This window comes from Prevotella phocaeensis, assembly GCF_900065875.1.
GTDB lineage: Bacteria > Bacteroidota > Bacteroidia > Bacteroidales > Bacteroidaceae > Prevotella > Prevotella phocaeensis.
This window is the reverse complement of sequence record NZ_LT160622.1, coordinates 1-18959: the sequence shown is the minus strand read 5'-3', so window position 1 is coordinate 18959 and position 18959 is coordinate 1. Positions and strand designations below refer to the sequence as shown.

At 41.7% G+C, this 18959-nt stretch carries 16 protein-coding genes and 1 pseudogene; 8 read left to right on the top strand and 9 right to left on the bottom strand.

Annotated elements, in window-relative coordinates; all coding sequences use genetic code 11:
* Positions 1-7 precede the first annotated feature (7 nt).
* Positions 8-3223 (bottom strand): SusC/RagA family TonB-linked outer membrane protein, encoded by a 3216-nt coding sequence (locus BN3912_RS03435; RefSeq protein ID WP_023984111.1) that lies wholly within the window; start codon positions 3221-3223, stop codon positions 8-10.
* Between the two features lie 173 nt (positions 3224-3396).
* Between BN3912_RS03435 and BN3912_RS03430 the strand changes: the two genes are divergently transcribed.
* The 6 genes from BN3912_RS03430 (at position 3397) to BN3912_RS03405 (ending at position 11111) form a co-directional block, all read left to right on the top strand.
* Positions 3397-4491, top strand: a complete 1095-nt coding sequence (locus tag BN3912_RS03430; protein WP_023984110.1) for a DUF4434 domain-containing protein — start codon at positions 3397-3399, stop codon at positions 4489-4491.
* A gap of 226 nt (positions 4492-4717) precedes the next feature.
* Positions 4718-6121: a sugar porter family MFS transporter gene (locus BN3912_RS03425; RefSeq protein WP_023984109.1), complete on the top strand. Its 1404-nt coding sequence runs from the start codon at positions 4718-4720 to the stop codon at positions 6119-6121.
* Between the two features lie 4 nt (positions 6122-6125).
* Positions 6126-7406: an alpha amylase family protein gene (locus tag BN3912_RS03420; RefSeq protein ID WP_023984108.1), complete on the top strand. Its 1281-nt coding sequence runs from the start codon at positions 6126-6128 to the stop codon at positions 7404-7406.
* Complete coding sequence (locus BN3912_RS03415; RefSeq protein WP_023984107.1) at positions 7403-8809, top strand: DUF5009 domain-containing protein; 1407 nt, start codon at positions 7403-7405, stop codon at positions 8807-8809. The genes BN3912_RS03420 and BN3912_RS03415 overlap by 4 nt, the downstream gene beginning before the upstream one ends.
* Positions 8810-8820: 11 nt before the next feature.
* A complete protein-coding gene (locus tag BN3912_RS03410; RefSeq protein ID WP_036859548.1) occupies positions 8821-9921 on the top strand; it encodes an SGNH/GDSL hydrolase family protein in 1101 nt (366 codons plus the stop codon).
* Positions 9918-11111: an ROK family transcriptional regulator gene (locus tag BN3912_RS03405; protein ID WP_004369056.1), complete on the top strand. Its 1194-nt coding sequence runs from the start codon at positions 9918-9920 to the stop codon at positions 11109-11111. The genes BN3912_RS03410 and BN3912_RS03405 overlap by 4 nt, the downstream gene beginning before the upstream one ends.
* Positions 11112-11374: 263 nt before the next feature.
* Here the strand turns inward: BN3912_RS03405 and BN3912_RS03400 are convergent, their stop codons facing one another.
* The 5 genes from BN3912_RS03400 to BN3912_RS03385 are packed head-to-tail and all read right to left on the bottom strand — an operon-like array spanning position 11375 to position 15210.
* Positions 11375-12373 carry a virulence RhuM family protein gene (locus tag BN3912_RS03400; RefSeq protein WP_023984105.1) on the bottom strand — a complete coding sequence of 333 codons (999 nt, stop codon included), beginning with the start codon at positions 12371-12373 and terminating at the stop codon, positions 11375-11377.
* A 2-nt stretch (positions 12374-12375) separates the two neighbouring features.
* A complete protein-coding gene (locus BN3912_RS12400; protein ID WP_023984104.1) occupies positions 12376-12897 on the bottom strand; it encodes a Kiwa anti-phage protein KwaB-like domain-containing protein in 522 nt (173 codons plus the stop codon).
* Positions 12898-12915: 18 nt separating this feature from the next.
* Positions 12916-13227, bottom strand: coding sequence for a hypothetical protein (locus BN3912_RS12395; RefSeq protein WP_023984103.1), 312 nt, complete (start codon positions 13225-13227; stop codon positions 12916-12918).
* Positions 13228-13229: 2 nt separating this feature from the next.
* The gene (locus BN3912_RS03390; RefSeq protein WP_023984102.1) at positions 13230-13820 is read right to left on the bottom strand and encodes a hypothetical protein; all 591 of its coding nucleotides are present in this window, start codon (positions 13818-13820) and stop codon (positions 13230-13232) included.
* A 13-nt stretch (positions 13821-13833) separates the two neighbouring features.
* Positions 13834-15210: an AAA family ATPase gene (locus BN3912_RS03385; RefSeq protein WP_023984101.1), complete on the bottom strand. Its 1377-nt coding sequence runs from the start codon at positions 15208-15210 to the stop codon at positions 13834-13836.
* Positions 15211-15730: 520 nt separating this feature from the next.
* Here BN3912_RS03385 and BN3912_RS12575 point away from each other — a divergent pair.
* Positions 15731-15862 (top strand): hypothetical protein, encoded by a 132-nt coding sequence (locus tag BN3912_RS12575; protein WP_023984100.1) that lies wholly within the window; start codon positions 15731-15733, stop codon positions 15860-15862.
* A 71-nt stretch (positions 15863-15933) separates the two neighbouring features.
* Here the strand turns inward: BN3912_RS12575 and BN3912_RS03380 are convergent, their stop codons facing one another.
* The 3 genes and pseudogenes from BN3912_RS03380 to BN3912_RS12385 all read right to left on the bottom strand — a co-directional run.
* Complete coding sequence (locus BN3912_RS03380; RefSeq protein ID WP_230204641.1) at positions 15934-16731, bottom strand: restriction endonuclease; 798 nt, start codon at positions 16729-16731, stop codon at positions 15934-15936.
* 229 nt (positions 16732-16960) lie between these two features.
* The gene (locus BN3912_RS03375; protein WP_036859359.1) at positions 16961-17335 is read right to left on the bottom strand and encodes a hypothetical protein; all 375 of its coding nucleotides are present in this window, start codon (positions 17333-17335) and stop codon (positions 16961-16963) included.
* A 211-nt stretch (positions 17336-17546) separates the two neighbouring features.
* A pseudogene (locus BN3912_RS12385) lies at positions 17547-17849 on the bottom strand (IS256 family transposase, variant Zn-binding type); the annotation flags it as partial.
* Between the two features lie 866 nt (positions 17850-18715).
* Between BN3912_RS12385 and BN3912_RS11885 the strand changes: the two are divergent.
* Positions 18716-18959, top strand: a 244-nt coding sequence (locus tag BN3912_RS11885; RefSeq protein ID WP_154665143.1) for a helix-turn-helix domain-containing protein, incomplete at its 3' end; no start/stop codon positions are given.

Genomic DNA, 18959 nt, shown 5'->3' with positions numbered 1-18959 from the left:
TATAAAATCAGAATGTAATATTGATACCGCCCATAAACGTACGCTGTTGCGGGTAGTAGCCGTTATTAACTCGGGGAGATTCCGGATCGATACCTGTAGGCAAATCGTCAAGCGTGAACAGGTTGGAACCTTCAACAAATACACGTACTCTTTGAATACCCACGAAATGTGTCCATGCTTTCGGCAATGTATATCCCAGTTGGGCTGTTTTTAAACGGACGTAATCGCCTCTCCGCATCCAAAAGGTGGAAGCTAAACCGTTATTACCTCCATGACTGGTCTGTGAAAGAGTTATACGCGGATATTTACCGTTTGGATTGTCAATGCTGTAAGAATCTCTTACAAGCCATAAAGGAGAATTGGCTCCTTCCTTGAAAGTCTGTGACCATACCGTATTATCATCATATCCATTGTAATAAGTACCCAATAAAGAGACGTCGAATTTAAATCCTCCTGTAAACTGTAAATTCAGATCGAACCCGTTCCACGAAGCCCCGATATTAAGTCCCATCATCACTTGCGGTCTGTTACTGCGACCGATAATAGCTTTATCCTGCTCATCGATCACATTATCTCCGTTCTTGTCTTTATATTTTATGTCACCTACATTGGGGCGGTTACCATACCATGCCGATTTCGTAATCTCTTCTTCCGAGCGGAACAAGCCCTCGGCTTCCCATGCATAGTAAGCATCTACACTGGTACCGACCACCTTACGCCATTCCATTGTATTAGGACTATCCGGATAGCGTAACCATTTGCTTTTAGCGTAAGTCATGTTTAAGTTGACGGAATAATCGAATGGACTACCTGCCAACGTGAAACGGTTGCGATGACTGATCGACCATTCAAAACCATAATTGCAATAGCGATTATTATTTTTCCACGTAGGGTAATAACCACCCATTGAGGGAGCCTTGTCGCCTCCCATTCTTGCCAATAGGTCGTAATTCAGATTATAGAACCAGTCGAATTCTAATCCTAAAAGGCCGTGCCACAACGTAGCATCGAACCCGATATTCTGTGAACGCGTCTTAGACCAAGTGAGCTCTAAATTAGGAATAGCGGTAGAATACAGCGAACGGTAAGCTGTTCCGTTGGAAATCCAGTTTGTTCCGAAGTCGTAGGTACTAAGGAAAGAGTAGGGCGGAACACCATCATTACCAAGTAAACCTACGGACAAACGGATTTTCAAATCATCGAGCCATGATTTAGATTGCTCCATGAATTTCTCGTTAGTGATCCTCCAACCGAGAGACAAAGATGGGAAAAAGCCCCATCGCTTATTGGATACATTACCGCTGAAGTTATAGGAGCCGTCGTATCTGCCGCTGAATTCTGCCAGATAAGTATTGGCATAATCATATTTTAAACGGAAGACATAACCGGCAGTACGGGTATGTCCGCTGTATCCGGCAATCGGATTCTTTTCAATGGCATCACCTAAAGAGAGCTCGGGAAGTTCTGCAAAAGGTACATGATAGGCATAGGCAGAAAATCCGTTTTCCTTCCAATCGCGGGCTTCCACCAAGAGCATTGCATCTATATTATGCTTTCCGAGGAGTCTGGCATACTCTATACTCAACTGTCCTACCAGCTGTTGCGATGTATATTGCCCATCGCCCACATGATTTAGGTTAGAGCTTGCGTCGCGCGGATCATCTTTTAACGAGTACACACCGAAACTATCGGATGCTGTCGACATAGTATAAGTCTGATAAGGTGTATCCAAGTTCTTATTTTGCGAGGAAAGATAATCGTAAGAACCCGCAGCTTTAAACGTAAGACCGGTTAGCCACGGTGCGGCATATTCAAGCGAGAGATTGGAATTAAGCTCGAAACTGTTGGTCTTTTTATAGCCGGATTGATAGATAGCAGCCAACGGACTGTAAACCACGGAGGCATTATTAGGTATTGTACCCGTATAGAGACCTTTGTATTGTTCCGGCAAATAAGGGCGCATCATAATAGCTTGATGCCCGATAGAGAGCCACCCTACTTCGTGGGAAACCTCGGAACCGTCGTCAGAACCGCCCGAGTTATAGCCCGGGGTACGCCGTCTTCCCACATTTCCAAGGGCACCGAAAGTAATCTTCCAATCCTTTCCGAGTTTGGAATCCAGATTGACACGCATGTTATAACGGCGGTAATCGAAGTTGTCGATATTTCCTTTCTGGTTCATAAACCCGCCGGATAGCAGATAGTGCATATCGGATGTTCCGCCCTGTAAAACCAAATTATGCTTTATATTGGTACCAGTGCCGAACACTTTATCTATATAATTCACATTATCCCATCCGTCTGTAGGATCTCCGTTGAGCATATCCTTTATGTTTTTCTCCGTAAAAATGGGCTTATAGTCTTCACGTTTCGTAATCGTACCATTGGCCAGTTTATCCATCATGTCTGCCATATTATAATAATGTGCAAACTCGGGACCATTCATAAACTCGGGGAAATTGGCATTTACAGAGATACCATATTGGCCGCTGTAACTAAGCTGCGGTTTCCCTTCACGCCCTTTTTTAGTTGTCACGATAACCACGCCGCCGGCTGCATTCAGTCCGTAAACAGCTGCCGAAGCGCCATCTTTCAGTACAGAGATACTCTCAATGTCGTTCGGATCGATATCGCTTATCGAACGAGGCATACCATCCACAATATATAATGCATTGTATTGAGAACCGCGAATTCTTAAAGATGCTTGGTCTTTACCCGGCTCTCCGGACTCCTGTACGGAAGAAAGGCCGGGTAACTTTCCACCGAGTAAACTCGACACATTGGTAGAAGGGCCTTTGAGCAACTCATCGCCTTTAATGGCAGATACGGCTCCTGTGAGCGATTGTTTCTTGGCTGTACCGTATCCAACTACCACAACATCGTTCAATGTTGAGGCATCGTCTTCCATTATCACATCTACAGTACGCCTGTTACCAACCCTGATTTCTTGACTCTTCATACCAACATAAGAGAATAGAAGTACATCGTGAGCATCGGCACGAATACTGTAATTTCCATTGATATTCGTAATCGTACCATTTCCGGCGCTTCCCTTCACCAAGACGCTTACACCGACAAGAGCCTCGCCGGCAGCATCTTTCACAACTCCCTGAATAATGTTCTGTGCATTACTCGGATAAGCAGCAACGAACAAAAGCATCCAAAGCAGCAAAGCAAACCTGTGTTGTGAAAGGAACTTTTGAAATAAAGTAACAAAGAACATAAAAGTAATTTTTAGTTAAAGCATGATATTGATAGAAAATTCTGTGCAAATATAGGCTTAATTATACTAACTTCCAAAATTTTTTCAAGAAATCTTTGGCTAATACTTAATATTTTTGTAAATTGCACCCGAATTTAATTCAAAGATTAAATAATTAAACCTTAATTAATAAAATGGTAAGCAGAAGGAAATTTATTGAGAAAACAATGCTTGCAGGCCTGTCGGCCGTGGTAGCTCCACAGTTGCTGAACGCCAAAGAGAGGCTGTTGCCGCAGCAACAACCGGTACTGCCTAAAGAGAACGGAGATACCTTTCGCTATCTTGTAAAGAAGGACAACGGCCTGCGAATAACAGGAACTTTCTTAGACGAAATATCGCATGACATCCCTCATCAGAACTGGGGAGAGAAGGAATGGGAGCAGGATTTCCGTTACATGAAGGCCATCGGCATCGACACGGTGATCGTTATTCGCGCGGGATACCGCAAATTCATTACTTATCCTTCACCTTATTTATTAAAGAAAGGATGTTACATGCCTTCGGTAGATCTGATCGACATGTTCCTCAGGTTGGCAGACAAATACGGAATGAAGTTCTATTTCGGTCTTTACGATTCGGGGCATTACTGGGACACGGGCGATATGTCGCAGGAATTGGAAGACAACAAATATGTCATCGAAGAGGCATGGAAGCTCTATGGAAAGCACAAAAGTTTCAAAGGTTGGTATATAAGTACGGAGATAAGTCGGCAGACAAAAGGTGCCATCAATACGTTCCACACGATGGGCAAGCAATGTAAAGACGTATCGGGAGGCCTGCCTGTTTTCATTTCTCCGTGGATAGACGGTAAAAAAGCCGTAATGGGTACAGGCAAAATGACGAACGACCAAGCCGTTTCCGTGCAGCAACATGAGAAGGAATGGAATGAGATTTTCGACGGCATACACGATGTGGTAGACGCTTGCGCATTCCAAGACGGGCACATAGACTATGATGAATTGGATGCTTTCTTTACCGTAAATAAGAAGTTGGCAGACAAATACGGCATGCAATGTTGGACAAATGCCGAGACTTTCGACCGCGACATGCCGATACATTTCTTGCCGATAAAGTTCGATAAGCTGCGAATGAAGCTGGAAGCAGCGCACAGATGTCGATACGACAAGGGCATTACGTTCGAGTTTTCTCACTTCATGAGCCCGCAATCGGCCTATATCCAAGCCCATCATCTTTACGACAGATATAAGGAATATTTCAATATAACGTGAACCGAAATATAAACTTGGCGACGACACGTTTGTTATACGTCCGGATTAGATATTCCATCTGCCGTCCTTACATTTCCCATCTAAGCGGCTTATATATGCCATGTGGCAATGCTATGAATAGCAGTTTGTTAGAACAGAGAAACGAATTATGCCGGAACATAGGACAAAACGTTTGGCCAAAAAACTTCAGAAATCATTGAATCTACTATAATATAAAATAACAACAATGAACACATCCGTAAGATTGGGGTATATAGCTTTTCTCTCAATCGTTGCCGCTGTAGGCGGCCTGCTGTTCGGATACGACACTGCAGTGATATCCGGAACGATAGAACAAGTTACCTCTCAATTCTCTCTCAACACCCTGCAGCAAGGCTGGTACGTGGGTTGTGCACTGATAGGCTCCATTTTGGGCGTTGCTTCTGCAGGAATTATGAGCGACAGATTGGGCAGGCGTCCCACAATGTTTATCTCTGCATTCCTTTTCACCTTGTCGGCTATTGGCTGTGCCGGCAGTTCCAGTTTCTCATGGTTGGTATTTTATCGTCTCATAGGGGGTGTGGGCATCGGTATCGTATCTATCGTTGCGCCGATGTATATTTCCGAGATTGCCGTCACTACCTATCGGGGCAGGCTGGTTTCGCTTTACCAATTAGCCATCACCGTGGGCTTTCTTGCAGCCTATTTCGTTAACTATCTCTTGCTCGACATATCGGAGTCTTCTACATTCTCGGCAGGATGGATGCAGCTTATCTTTGCAGACGAGGTCTGGAGAGGCATGCTTGGTATGGAGACTTTGCCGGCTGCAGCGTTCTTTTTAATTCTGTTTTTCATTCCCGAAAGTCCCAGATGGTTCATCGTAAAAGCAAAGGAAAACAAGGCAAGGCATATCTTTTCGAGGATTTACCGGAACAACGACGACGTGGAAAAGCAGATCGCGGACACGGCGTCTATGCTGTCTTCCGAGGCAAAGTCGGAGTGGCGCGAGCTGCTTCGCCCGGGTATATTGAAAGCGGTTATAATAGGTGTTTGCATCGCCATATTGGGACAGTTCATGGGAGTGAACGCTGTACTCTACTATGGTCCGTCTATTTTCAAGGAAGCAGGCATGAACGATCCGCTGTTCTGTCAGGTTCTGGTGGGCGTTGTCAATATGCTTACAACGGTTATCGCCATGCTTATTATAGATAAGGTGGGGCGCCATAAGCTGATTTATTACGGTGTGTCGGGCATGATCGCATCTCTTGTTCTCATTGCCGCATACTTCATGTTCCCCAATATGTTCTCGGTTTACTTCATGCTTACCTTTTTTCTTTTCTATGTCTTTTGCTGTGCCATCTCCATCAGTGCCGTTGTATGGGTTCTACTCTCGGAGATGTATCCCAACAGTGTACGTGGATTAGCCATGTCGATAGCCGGTTTTGCCCTTTGGATAGGTACATATCTTATCGGACAACTTACGCCTTGGATGCTCGAGAACCTGTCTCCGGCAGGAACGTTTGTGTTGTTTGCCGTGATGTGTATTCCCTATATGCTCATCATGTGGAAACTTGTTCCCGAGACGGCGGGCATGTCTTTAGAGGATATCGAACGCTATTGGACGAAAGAAAAGAACGAAAAACAATCATAAGAATATGAAAAGACTGCTTGCTATCGCCTTGGTTATGGCGCTTGCCACACAACTGTATGCAGGAAAACGGGCGCTGATGTGGTTCGACGGAGAGGCTAATTTCCGCCGTTTCAGCAATACCGACAGCATAGATTATTACCTGAATAAAGTGCACGACATAGGCTTTACGGACGTTGTAATAGACGTGAGACCGATCACGGGTGAAGTTCTGTTCGATTCGAAGTATGCTCCTCGGATGCGCGAATGGAACGGCTATCAACGGAAAGACTTCGATTATCTGGGACATTTCCTGACTTCTGCTCACCGTTTGGGCATGAAAGTGCATGCGTCTCTGAACGTATTCGTTGCCGGACACAACTATTTCGACCGCGGTCAGATATATACTTCTCACCCCGATTGGGCGTCTGTTGTCTATACGCCCCACGGTCTTATGCCCATTACTCGGCAGAAACAGAAGTATTCGGCTATGGTTAATCCGTTGAATAAAGAGTTCCGTTCGCACATCTTACACGTGCTGTGCGAGCTGGTAGAGAAGTACCCTATGCTCGACGGACTTATCTTAGACCGCGTGCGTTACGATGGTATCGAGGCGGATTTCTCCGCATTATCCAAGTCTGCATTCGAGAAATATACGGGAAAGAAGATCGGCAAATGGCCGCAAGACGTATTTAAATGGAAAGACGGCAAGGTGGTGCGTGGCAAATATTTTAAAGAATGGATAGAATGGCGGGCACGAGTTATCCGCGACTTCATGGCCGAAATGCGGGAAAAAGTTAAGGAGGCGAACCCGGAAATCAGCTTCGGAACCTATACGGGAGCATGGTATCCTTCGTATTACGAGGTGGGTGTAAACTTTGCAAGCAATACTTATGATCCCAGCAAAGATTATAACTGGGCGACAAAAGACTATAGGAAAACGGGCTACATGGAACTGCTCGACTTATATACCACGGGAAACTATTATACGGACATTACGCTGGCGGATGCGCAGAAGAACCGTTCCGGCGTGAAAAACGAGACCGATTCGGAAACCCAATACGGCTCTTGGTTTTCTGTAGAGGGTTCTTGCGAGCATTTGAGATCTATTCTGGGCGGGCATCCTTTCTATGGAGGTATGCTGATAGATCAGCTCTACGGAGAGCCCGAGAAGATACATGAAGCTGTAGAGATGAACCTGAAAAAGTCGGATGGTCTGATGGTTTTCGACATTTGTCATTTGATAGCCCGCCCCGAACTCTGGGCTGAAATAGAAAAAGGCATGCGGTTGGGAGGAATGATTCGATGAAACAAGAAAGAGCACATGCCCTCGACGCGCTGCGCGGTTATGCCATCATGACCATGATACTATCGGCAACCGAGGCCTTCAGAGTGTTGCCGGCGTGGATGTATCACGCCCAAGTGCCGCCACCCGACCATGTTTTTAATCCTTCCATCTACGGCATCACGTGGGTAGACCTTATCTTTCCGTTCTTCCTGTTCTCTATGGGAGCTGCCATTCCCTTGTCTTTGGGGCGACAATACACAGCAGGAGCATCGTTGGGAAAACTTTGTCGGAAGAGTGTAATCCGATGGTTGAAGCTCGCGTTCTTCGCTATTTTCATCTATCATACATTCCCCTTTATGCTGGGTTATCGGCAAGAGTGGCTTCGATATGCGGTGCCGTTGGCAGGCTTTGCCTTGATGTTCGTGTTGTATGTACCGAACCCGTTTCGTCTTCCGGAGCTATGGCGAAGAATTGTAAACGGTGCGGCATACGTTGTTGCCGGAGCGATATTGGTGCTACAGCCCTATGCTGACGGCAAACCGTTTTCGCCGAACGATTACGATACGATCATATTGATACTCTCCAATGTAGCCGTAGTGGGCTCGATTATCTATTTGTTTACGATGAAAAAACCTTATGTTCGGTTTGTCGTTATGGTATTCATCGTTGCCTTGTTTCTCTCTTCCGAGACCGATGGCTCGTGGCAGCAGGCTGTTTGCAGCTTCACTCCGGTTGCATGGCTCTACCAACCTGCTTTCTTAAAGTATCTGCTTATCATTCTTCCGGGTACGTTTGCGGGAAATATGTTGTACCGTTGGCAAAGCGAATACGGTGCAACAGACGCCGATAAAGTTACGGAACGCCATGTAGCGCCGTTGGCTCTTGCGGTGGTTTTAGCGGTTATTATCGTCAACGTGATTTTGCTTTATTGCCGAATGATGGCGGTTAATCTTGCGGTTACAGTTCTTTTGTTCGCCGTTCTGCATTGGGTTCTGAAGGGCGATGGGGCAGAAACAAAGCTGTGGCGAACGCTTTTTCACCACGGTGCGCTTTACCTGTTGCTGGGCTTGTGCATGGAGGCGTTTCAAGGAGGTATACGGAAAGACGATGTAACTTTTAGCTATCTTTTCACGACCACCGGTCTTGCATTCCTCGCATTGCTGGCTTTTTCCGTCATAAGCGACCATTATCGGTGTAGCTTTATTTCTAAACCGCTCGAACTTACCGGCAAAAATCCCATGATTGCGTATGTGGCTTCTTCGATGGTTGTTATACCTGTTCTTACGCTCTTAGGTATCTATCGCTATATTGATATGCTGTCGGTAACGGCTTGGACAGGATTTCTGAAAGGTATAATACTGACAGCTTTGAGCATGGGCGTGGCCGTTTGTTTCACAAAAAGGAAATGTTTCTGGAAAACTTAAATATTAAATATATGAGACGAATAATAGGAATTATCATGCTGTTGCTGTTGCCTACGGCGGGCGCTCTGGCCAAAATCGACTACGAAAAGAAGATATTTGGTACAGACAGTAACATTTCTTACACCGGACGTACGGAAAGAACGGCCGACGGAACCGTAAGATACGATTGGGTGGGAACTTACTTCCAAACCGATTTCACCGGCGGTTCCGTCGCCGTAAGTATCTCTGATACGGGTACGAGTTTCCACAATCTGTTTATCGATGGAAAGCTGATTAAGAAGATTAAAGTTAATGGGAAGGAGCCACGTAACGTGGTGTTGGCCGACGGACTCGGCAAAGGTATTCACCGACTTTGCTTGCAGAAATGCACTGAAGGAGAATACGGATGTACGACTATCTACGGTTTCAGCCTTGCAAAAGGCGGCACCTTGAAAGCCGTTGCCCCCAAAGAGAGGATGATAGAAGTGATCGGCGACTCTTATACTTGCGGCTTCGGTACGGAGAGTAACAATGCAAATGACAGGTTCCAACTGGAAACCGAGAATTGTAATAAGGCATACGGATGTATTATTGCACGCTATTTTAATGCCGATTATGCACTGATAGCCCACTCCGGACAGGGGTTGATCAAGGATTGGGGCGACACGGTACAGGTGTCGGCACAAAACATGAGCACCCGTTACATGCAGGTGTACGACAATTATAACCGTAAAACTTACGACTTCAAGGCGTATCGTCCGCAGCTTGTCATTATCAACCTCGGTACCAATGACTTCGCCTCGGGGGCCATACCTACCGCCGAACAGTATGTCGGAGCTTATCTGAAACTCATAGACACCGTTAAACTGCACTACGGAGATATCCCTGTCTTTTGCATAATACCCCATTCGGCAGGGCTCTATCTCACGGCATGTCTTCGTCAATTGAAAGAGAAAACCGCCGCGCATAATCATATCTATGTGGCTTCTCCGATGCCGGATATCATCACGCAAGACTATGATCTGGGTGCTGCATGGCACCCGAATTACCAAGGGCAGCGCAAGATTGCCATGACGCTTATTCCGCAAATATCGGCCATCATGAGGTGGCAGCTAAATTCGTACGACCTATGATTAATATGTTTCAAAATGACAAAGACTCGAAGAACAGCATCATTAAGAGCAAAATCATCGAGTATTTCATCCTTAACGGTAACTCCACGAACACAGATCTCTCGAAGGAACTGAATTTAAGCGTGCCGACCGTGTCAAAAATCATCAATGAAATGTGTGAAGATAGTTTCGTGATAGAATATGGAAAGTTGGAAACTACAGAAGGCAGAAAGCCCAACCTCTACGGATTGAACCCCGATTCCGGCTATTTCATCGGTGTGGATATCAAACAAAACACGGTGAATATAGGTCAGATGAACTTTAGGGGAGACCTCGTAGAGCTATCGATGGACGAGCCTTACCGGTTCCAAAACACGCCCGAAGCGCTCGATGAACTATGCGTACACATTCAACACTTCATCGATAACCTGAACATAGCTCGCGAGAAAATACTCGATATAAACATCAATATCTCGGGACGTGTCAATCCTGACACGGGCTACAGCTACAGTTTGTTCAACTTCTCAGAAGTGCCGCTTACCAAGTTGTTGTCCGATAAAATAGGTTGTCAAGTAACGATAGACAACGATACGAGAGCCATGACTTTCGGCGAATATATGAAAGGTTGCGTAAAAGGTGAGAAGGATATATTGTTTGTAAATCTCAGCTGGGGGCTCGGATTAGGCATCGTTATCGATGGAAATCTCTATAAAGGTAAGTCGGGATTTTCGGGAGAGTTTGGGCACATGCCGGCTTTCGATAACGAGATTATCTGCCATTGCGGCAAGAAAGGATGTCTCGAAACCGAAGCATCAGGCAAGGCTTTCATACGCATTGTCAGCGAAAGAATTAAAAATGGAGAAACTTCAATATTGCCCGACAGCGGCAATGAGGAATATTCACTGGAAGAACTTATCGACGCTACCAATCGCGAAGATCCGCTCTGTCTCGATGTTCTTGAAGGTATCGGACAGAAACTCGGTAAGGCCATCGCCACATTAATAAATATCTTCAACCCCGAGTTGGTTGTTATCGGTGGAACGATGTCGCAAACAGGAAACTTTCTTATGCACTCCATCAATACTTCTATCCTGAAGTATTCGCTGAATCTTGTCAATAAAGACACCAAGATTTGCATTTCGAAGCTAAAAGACCGTGCAGGTGTCATCGGTGCTTGCATGCTGGCGCGCAAATCAGTACTGGATGCATGACCGATATACAATGCCGACAACTTTACCGTTACTTGCTGTAATCATAGATAAACAACAAAAAACTCCTGAATTCAAAATATAAATTCAGGAGTTACATTTTCTGTACGTGGTGCCACAAGGAATCGTAATCTACACCCAAGTAGCTGTATATCTTCACCTTTCGGAATCACCAAACCAGCAATCTCCTCCTATTGCCCCACCGTTAAATTGCGCCATTCTGCGCATCATGGAAGCGGATGATTTCTTAGGGCGAAGGTAGTGAATTAGTTTGGATTATTATCGTTCTTGTCCTTTAATCTTTTGATTTCTCTATCAAAATCGCTTTCAAGCAGTTCCATTTCTCGTTTTCGGTAGATTTCAAACTCCTTTTCAGCCTTCTCTATCGATTGTTTGTGCGAGATATTACCCTTGCCAATCAACACCTTCCGCTTGTGAGCAATAATCTGATTGTCCAGTGCTTCTATCCAATCTTTCATTGTCATGGGATTCATCTCCAATGCTTGAAACTCGGCAAAGTCCAAGAAACCGGAAACAAGCAGATTCAGACGTTGGAGTTCTATCTCAGACAAATAGTTTTTGGCAATCTTCATATCATCCTTGGTCACATAGTTGCCCTTGAAGTTGGTCATAACTACAAACGGCTTTTCGTTATCCACACGATTATAGATAATCTCTGCTGCCGTATTCTCGTGGACTGCATAATGTAACTTGTTTTGCACGGTGGTGAAAAACATCTTTGTCATTTCATCACGCGGGTCATAGTCTGTGGCTGTGGCGTAAATGTCTGTAACTTGTTGGTAGAAGTTGCGCTCACTGCTACGAATATCCCTAATACGTTGCAATAACTCACGGAAGTAGCGGTTGCCGCCTTGCTTCAACCGCTCATCATCCATCGTAAATCCCTTTTGAATGTACTCATGAAGACGCTGTGTTGCCCAGCGGCGGAAACGAGTAGCCAGTTGCGACTGAACACGATAGCCAAGGGCAATTATCATATCAAGATTATAGTGGTCAATGTTACGTTTTACCTGACGATTTCCCTCTTGTCGAACTAACAAGAATTTCTTGTTAGTTGCTTCTATGGCAAGTTCTCCGTCCTTATATATATTGTCCACATGTTGGCTAATGTTTTGTTGCGTAGTGCAATAAATTTCCGCCAATTGATTCTGTGTAAGCCACAGATCTTTATCAGCGAAACGTACCGATACACGAGTTATCTCGTTATCGTCCTGGTAGAGTATTATCTTATTCTCATTGCTCATAATTAATGATTATCTTTTTTCTTTGAATTTGATCGGTAAAGGCTATCGGTGATTACTCCTCTAAATATATCTTCATTAAGAAATTCCAAGACGCGATTCAAATCTGCAACATTATTAGTTGGTAATACTAATTCATTGTTTTCGTTGATTTGTGCGTTTACTCCATATTTCCTTAAAAGACTAGTTCTTGTTTGAGATGCCTTTCTCATAAAAGTTGCAATATTATCTGTATTGGATAATAATTTTATAAGTCGGCGAGTCTTTATATTCGCAATATGTTTTATGTTTTCTGTACTTACATTGATGCCTTCTATCTCTCCAAAGGATTCAATTTCAGTATTTGTGGCTTCGGTAATGAAATCTATTAATGAAAATATCTGATTTGCAATTGTATAATTTTGGAAATATAACTTCCCATCCTCGTATATAGCATGAACTTTATCCTCAACAATAAAAGCTGTGTTATTCATTTTAGTAAATACGTTCCCATGCTCAAACTGTAAGACCATTTTACGTTGTAACATGTTCTTCTTGTTAAAAACCTAAAAATAAAATTTCCCTGCATCGTAATAAAATATACTTTTAGGTATGTCCTCATTTATATTATATTCGGACATGTCAGCTTGATTATCTGGTATACGAATAAAATCTTCCGGTAAGTTATAATTGATATACGTAATATTTTCCCCATTTCGGCTTACGATATTACCATCAAATACATCCTCTTCTATACCTTCAGGTTTTAATATAGCACCTCCGTTTATAAAAAGGTTTCTAACATCGGTTACAATCTCTTCTTTTAGAGATATATACTTTACAGTATTGTCGTGCATCAATGCGTAAAATTGGCTCATAATTATTTATCATTAATGATTAGACCCATATAATCTGTCACCTCAACAAATATTTTGATTTCATTCTTATTTCTAATACATTTTTTAGAAATAAGAATATATGTGTTTTCTTCCGTTTTTACCTCATAATAACGATATCCCCATATTGAACACAGTAAATTATAGTTATTGTTATTATAACTTGCAATTGCAATAAAACAACATTGAAGTATTATACACACAAATAATACTATAAAATCAAGTCTTTCAGCAAATATAGTCAGCCAAGGAATTATTGATGATATTACCTGCTCAGCACTGTTTTGAGACAGATTTGAATAAGACTGTACCTTAATCGTTTTTCCTTTCCCACATTTACAAGATTTTTTGCGAAGGAATATCTTAATGTCAATAAGGCATATTAGCATAAATGCAAAACTTATATTTATGCTCCACCATTCAAAACTATTAGGGATTATGTTATTTTCTAACAGATTATTCCAAGATTGAAAATAATTCTTACTATCCTTTATGATGCCAATTAATCCAAGTGACAAGAATACTGGTGCCGTTACCGTAGCTGTAAACAAAAATTTAGGAACAAAACTTACCATGTTGTATCACCAGTTATTTAAAAGATGAAAATAATTTGTTTATCTCCTCTTCTGTTTCAAATATGGGTGTTGCTCCATACTCACCATTGAGGTAACTATTTTGGAGCATCTTATCAAAACGCACATTATACAAACCATCCATCCTTCCAAATGAACTAATTCCTTTGTTATCTTTTTTCATCAACCATATTTCATCCCTTCTGAATATTTTTTGACTCATTAAAGAACTCTCATGAGTGGTAAAAATGAGTTGACTGAACACATCTTTTGAATACTTATAAAACAATATAATTATTTGCTGAATAAGTGAGGGATGTAAACTACGTTCCATTTCATCAACAACAAAAACTTTTCCACCTTGAATCAAATCCAAGATAAGTGGAATATAATCAAATAAACGTTTTGTACCATCACTCTCATCGCCAAGAGAGAAGAATTCTACATCTGTATCATCGATTTTTTTATGAACGGTCATTAACTTTTTGGCTTTAATTTCGCCATTAATCAAATTGATTAAATACAAATTATCATCAAAACGTAATGTTCCAAAAGCCTCATCGGTATTGGATTTTGACAAATCTATTTTTATTGTACGTTGTAAATCCTGAGGAATTCCAAGTTTTTCAAATTGTACTTCAATTAATTTTACGCCATCAACTCCTGTATTGAAGTACCTTAAAAGTGCTCCAAAACCGCGTTTGAGGTCGTCATCATCCGCTGCTTTAAGTAGCACACCCTGCTTGTACGGTGTGTCAGGAAATATAATTTTTAGGGAGTTTACAAACCAGTTAATAACAATATCCAAATCTTCAATATTTGATACATTCTCATGAATGTTACGACTCATAACCTCATGAAGAAACAATTGCCTTTGTGGCGTTGCCTTTGCTAGAAAAGACAAGAACTGTGATTCTTCTTCTTTGGGATTGAGTTTAAGAAGATATGAAATTTCGAATTTCGATTTTTTCGTTTCCCTTTGAAAAATAACGCTGTCGCTGTTTTTGTTTATTTGTTTTAGCCATTCTGTACTTATCTGTTCTGCATTGTAGCTAAACCCGTATTCATACTTTTTGTTACCACAGAGCATACGATAAATAATAGTTGTATCCTTTTTTTTATTTTTGGAACTCAATCGAAAAGGGTAGAAGTCTATTAAGTCATCTGTTCTTGTCCCTCTTAAAATAAGTTTTTTCCCTAATTCAATTGCTTTGACGAAATTACTTTTTCCGCCAGCATTTGCTCCAAACATTGCAGCAGACTTTAATACCCACTGTCCTTTAATGGGTTCTGTCTTATGCTCTTTTTTCAAAGTACCCTTGCTGGGTTGAAGAGAAAAGATTTCCCTGTTTTTAAATGAGAGGAAATTCTCAACTATAAATTGCTGTAACATATACTATTTCATTGATTATACAATAAACTTGTGCAAATATAGAGATAATTTCTCAACAATGAAAAGTATTTCGATATAATTCGGCTTTTTGTACTATAAAAATGAGATTTTTTCACATTTATTCTTGTTTAGAGAGAAAAAGTTCATATCTTTGCTGCGTCAATTCGAAATTAAGACTCTGGATAATGGACCAGAGAGTTGACAATCTTTATTATGAGTGACTTTTACTATGTAAACAAAATTGCCCAACCTACGGGTGAACATGAAGTTCATGCATCAAGTTGTAGGTATTTGCCATCGGTAGAAAACCAAATTCCTTTGGGTTTCTTTGCAAATGGCAAGGATGCTGTAAGAGAGGCAAAGAAACACTACAGCAATGTTGACGGATGTTTCTTTTGCTGCCCTGAGGCACATACAAGGTAAACACTTGATGAAATGAACGGTGAATGGTATGCAACACCTAAGTGTACCGTAGCGGAAACGGAAGATCACCGCATAGTATTAACTAAAAAAATAAAAGATGGCAAAGACTGTAGAAAAAGGAAGAAGTGCTAAAACGGGGCAATTTGTACCTATCGAATATGCACAAAAGCACCCGAGCACAACTGTAGTAGAAAAGGTCAAAGTTGGCCCGACAAAGCACAGAAGGTAATTTTGAAGCTTTAGGATGTGCCTAGACGATGTGAATCGTCTAGGCTTTATTTCCTCAATTCAAACATTAAATTAATTGTCAATCTTTTTTAAAGATAGTACATCCTTTATGTGTTGCTGATTCTTATCGTCTATACTGAAGAGCATGTAAGGTTGGCCATTCACATCACCGTTATAATCAATAATACCATTGGCATCGGAATAGTCCATTAAATCAGGAACTTTCTTTGCCAACGATGTCAGGGATTCGTCTGTAAGCAAAAAGGCGAAACGAATTATCTCGCTTGTGGCATATTTGAAGAAGTTTTTGGCTTCTTGTTCTGTGACGAATGTTTTCAATGCCACACGAGAACGGCCAAATGCACTATGATTGTCCATAATGGTTATTTGATTGCTACGTTTTTGTCCTCCGGCATTAGCACTTGAAACAATTACTTTCCATCTGTTCAAGTGGTCAAGCCCAGTTGTGATAACATCTTTGTTAGCGATGTACCATTTTGCTCTGCCGCTTTTTCTTGCTTTGTCATTCGTGAAGAGTTTAATTTCTGATTCGGAGTCAAAATAATCCCCCTCGTGGTATTCTCTTACAAGTGTAGGATTTCGTTCTACGAAGCCACTCTCTATAGAAAATAACTTCTGAGATAAAACTGATTCATGCAAATAACTGTATTTGGATATAATAGTATCTAAACATGATACGATTTCATTATCAAGAGGATTTAATAGGAACAAGTCTTCCTTTGGATTATTAGCATTCACCGCTATTTCTTTTCCGTGTTTAGGATAGACATACTTAAACCCATCAGTTTCTTTGCGTGTGTCTTTCATCACAATAGACAATCCATCAGCAATACTGACTTCCTTGAACACATCTGTTGAATCAGGAAAGAATTTCAAAAAACATAAATGTGGGTCATTGATTTGTGAGAGTCCGAACAGTTCAAGTCCTTTCCGCGAGCGATGAATCCATCTTGCTCCGGGATAGATGAGTGAAGTATATCTACTCAATCGGTCACTAATAATTTGAAAATGTTGGAATATGCTAGAACTCCTTTTTTAGCACCTAAAACGGGGGGCGTTCCGTTAGTAATCCACGTTTTCAGCTTATTTTCTTCCATTTTATTCTCCTGATTACTAAAAAGTTTTGGGCTTCCGGAAAAGTCAAGGGCGTGGTTATCTCCTTGGTAACAGTCCCTTCGCCTGATGCAGCAAATATTTGTGCGTCGCTGTTGCCATTGGTTGCTTTGTTGAAATTGGCGCAAAGCCCGTTGTGACCGGCATCAGCATAAACTAGTTTGCCCGGGTATATTATGGAAAAGAGCATCATTATTGCCGTAGAAATAGCATACATATAAAAGTGTTCGGGCAAATTGAACAGCATTTTTTCCGGCCGCTTGTCTTGCTCTTTGGGCTGTTCGCTTGATGTTTCCGACTGCGTTGGTTGTGCTTTAAGTTGAGAACTGCAATAAGACAAAACTTATTTTCTTCGTGCACCTCGGCTTCGCATTGGGGACAATGTATCATTATTTAGTTGTTTAGAGTTATATAATATAGAACTTAGTTGTAAACGTGGGTGCAGGAATGTCGAACATTATGTATGCAAAAATAGGCGTAATGGACATTTGGTAGGCTGAAAAAGCTCCAGATGTTAGTAATGGACAAATGGTAGGCTGGGTTATTCCAACCTACTTTGTTATATTCAAGAATCCGTCAATAAACTTCTTTTTGTTGGCTTTATTTAGCCCGTTATGATTCTGCAAGGCTCTTTTAAGTTGTGAGTTGAATCCTTCCAACATATTGGTTGTATTTGGTATGTCTAATTCTTTATATTCTTCATATGTAAAGAGCTATTTGAGATGTGTTTTTATAGACCTCTTTGCGCTTCTAAGTCTTCGATGTGTATAAGTTGTACTTCCCGATATAAGAGTGGTTCTTCCATCCAAAAAATCCTTCCAATGGTCACACCATTTGTCAAATTCAATTAAGAACTGTTCCTCTCCATACGGAGACCGCCTTGAAACTGCTTCTTGCAATCACCACAAAAGTACATTTATAGACCTCGACGATGACCGTTCTTTTTAACATTTGACCCACCACAGAATATACATGTTTTTTATTCATAGGTATTCAAATGGCACAAAGGTAATAAATAAAGAACATTTGGATCTTTTCAGCCTACCAAATGTCCATTACGCCCAAAAATATTAAAAAGGCTGTGATATTTGTAGAAAATCGAAAGTTTAACACAACTCTTTTGGGGCATTTGAGTTTACGATACCAAATAATTGTTCTACCCATTTTTGCAGATTTAATTAAGCCAAATATATCATGGAAATTTACCTATAGTTAATTAGAAATGACATACAATTATGGGGAAATAGGGAAATTATTTCAGTGAAAATACATTGTTTTTCATCAGAAAGTGCTATCTTCGCGACATTAAATTAAATGTTCTTTAAAGCATTGTAGAATAAAGAAAGGGTAAGAAACTCGCTCGTTTCCGACTCGTAACCCTTTTATCCTTTATTCATTCTTATTTTATTGATTATCTGAAAGATACAAATTTCTTGAATATTTTGCGGACATAGTCAGTAGTTAAATATTAAGGGAAATAGAGGGAAGTGCAAGGAGTGTAACTGTCTGAAATAGTGTTGTTTAGCATTTTATTGCTATTGGAAAAGCCACTCAACTTTGACCCTTTTGGGCAAACAGGATTTGCCAACTTTGGCCTCAATACGGTTGCCCCTTTTGGCTCAAATAATATTGACCACTTAATACTAGTATTGTCAGCGTTTTTTGTGTAGATTTGCATACCCGAGTCCTGGTGTAGCGGGTAACAATAAAATCTATACAAATGAACAAAAGAATCAAAAGCATTTTAAGGTGTTATGCGGCCGGGATGGGAATCAAGGAAACGGCAGCCACGTTTCACGCTTCCCGTAGCACAATCCGCAAGTATGTCCACTTGTTTCTTTCAAGCGGCAAGAGTATTGACCGGCTTCTGTCCCTCTCCGAGGAGCAGTTGCACGGGCTGTTTGGCTGTGGGGATTCCCGTCGTCGGGAGCCGTCCCCAAGAAGGGCTGAGCTGGAGGCCCTGC

What these genes read in the sequence shown, in the direction of transcription:
- BN3912_RS03410 (WP_036859548.1), top strand. Translation starts at nt 8,821, where the DNA reads ATGAGACGAATAATAGGAATTATCATGCTGTTGCTGTTGCCTACGGCG.
- BN3912_RS03435 (WP_023984111.1), bottom strand. Translation starts at nt 3,223, where the DNA reads ATGTTCTTTGTTACTTTATTTCAAAAGTTCCTTTCACAACACAGGTTT.
- BN3912_RS03400 (WP_023984105.1), bottom strand. Translation starts at nt 12,373, where the DNA reads ATGAGCAATGAGAATAAGATAATACTCTACCAGGACGATAACGAGATA.
- BN3912_RS03420 (WP_023984108.1), top strand. Translation starts at nt 6,126, where the DNA reads ATGAAAAGACTGCTTGCTATCGCCTTGGTTATGGCGCTTGCCACACAA.
- BN3912_RS12395 (WP_023984103.1), bottom strand. Translation starts at nt 13,227, where the DNA reads ATGAGCCAATTTTACGCATTGATGCACGACAATACTGTAAAGTATATA.
- BN3912_RS03390 (WP_023984102.1), bottom strand. Translation starts at nt 13,820, where the DNA reads ATGGTAAGTTTTGTTCCTAAATTTTTGTTTACAGCTACGGTAACGGCA.
- BN3912_RS03405 (WP_004369056.1), top strand. Translation starts at nt 9,918, where the DNA reads ATGATTAATATGTTTCAAAATGACAAAGACTCGAAGAACAGCATCATT.
- BN3912_RS03385 (WP_023984101.1), bottom strand. Translation starts at nt 15,210, where the DNA reads ATGTTACAGCAATTTATAGTTGAGAATTTCCTCTCATTTAAAAACAGG.
- BN3912_RS12400 (WP_023984104.1), bottom strand. Translation starts at nt 12,897, where the DNA reads ATGTTACAACGTAAAATGGTCTTACAGTTTGAGCATGGGAACGTATTT.
- BN3912_RS03415 (WP_023984107.1), top strand. Translation starts at nt 7,403, where the DNA reads ATGAAACAAGAAAGAGCACATGCCCTCGACGCGCTGCGCGGTTATGCC.
- BN3912_RS03430 (WP_023984110.1), top strand. Translation starts at nt 3,397, where the DNA reads ATGGTAAGCAGAAGGAAATTTATTGAGAAAACAATGCTTGCAGGCCTG.
- BN3912_RS12575 (WP_023984100.1), top strand. Translation starts at nt 15,731, where the DNA reads ATGGCAAAGACTGTAGAAAAAGGAAGAAGTGCTAAAACGGGGCAATTT.
- BN3912_RS03425 (WP_023984109.1), top strand. Translation starts at nt 4,718, where the DNA reads ATGAACACATCCGTAAGATTGGGGTATATAGCTTTTCTCTCAATCGTT.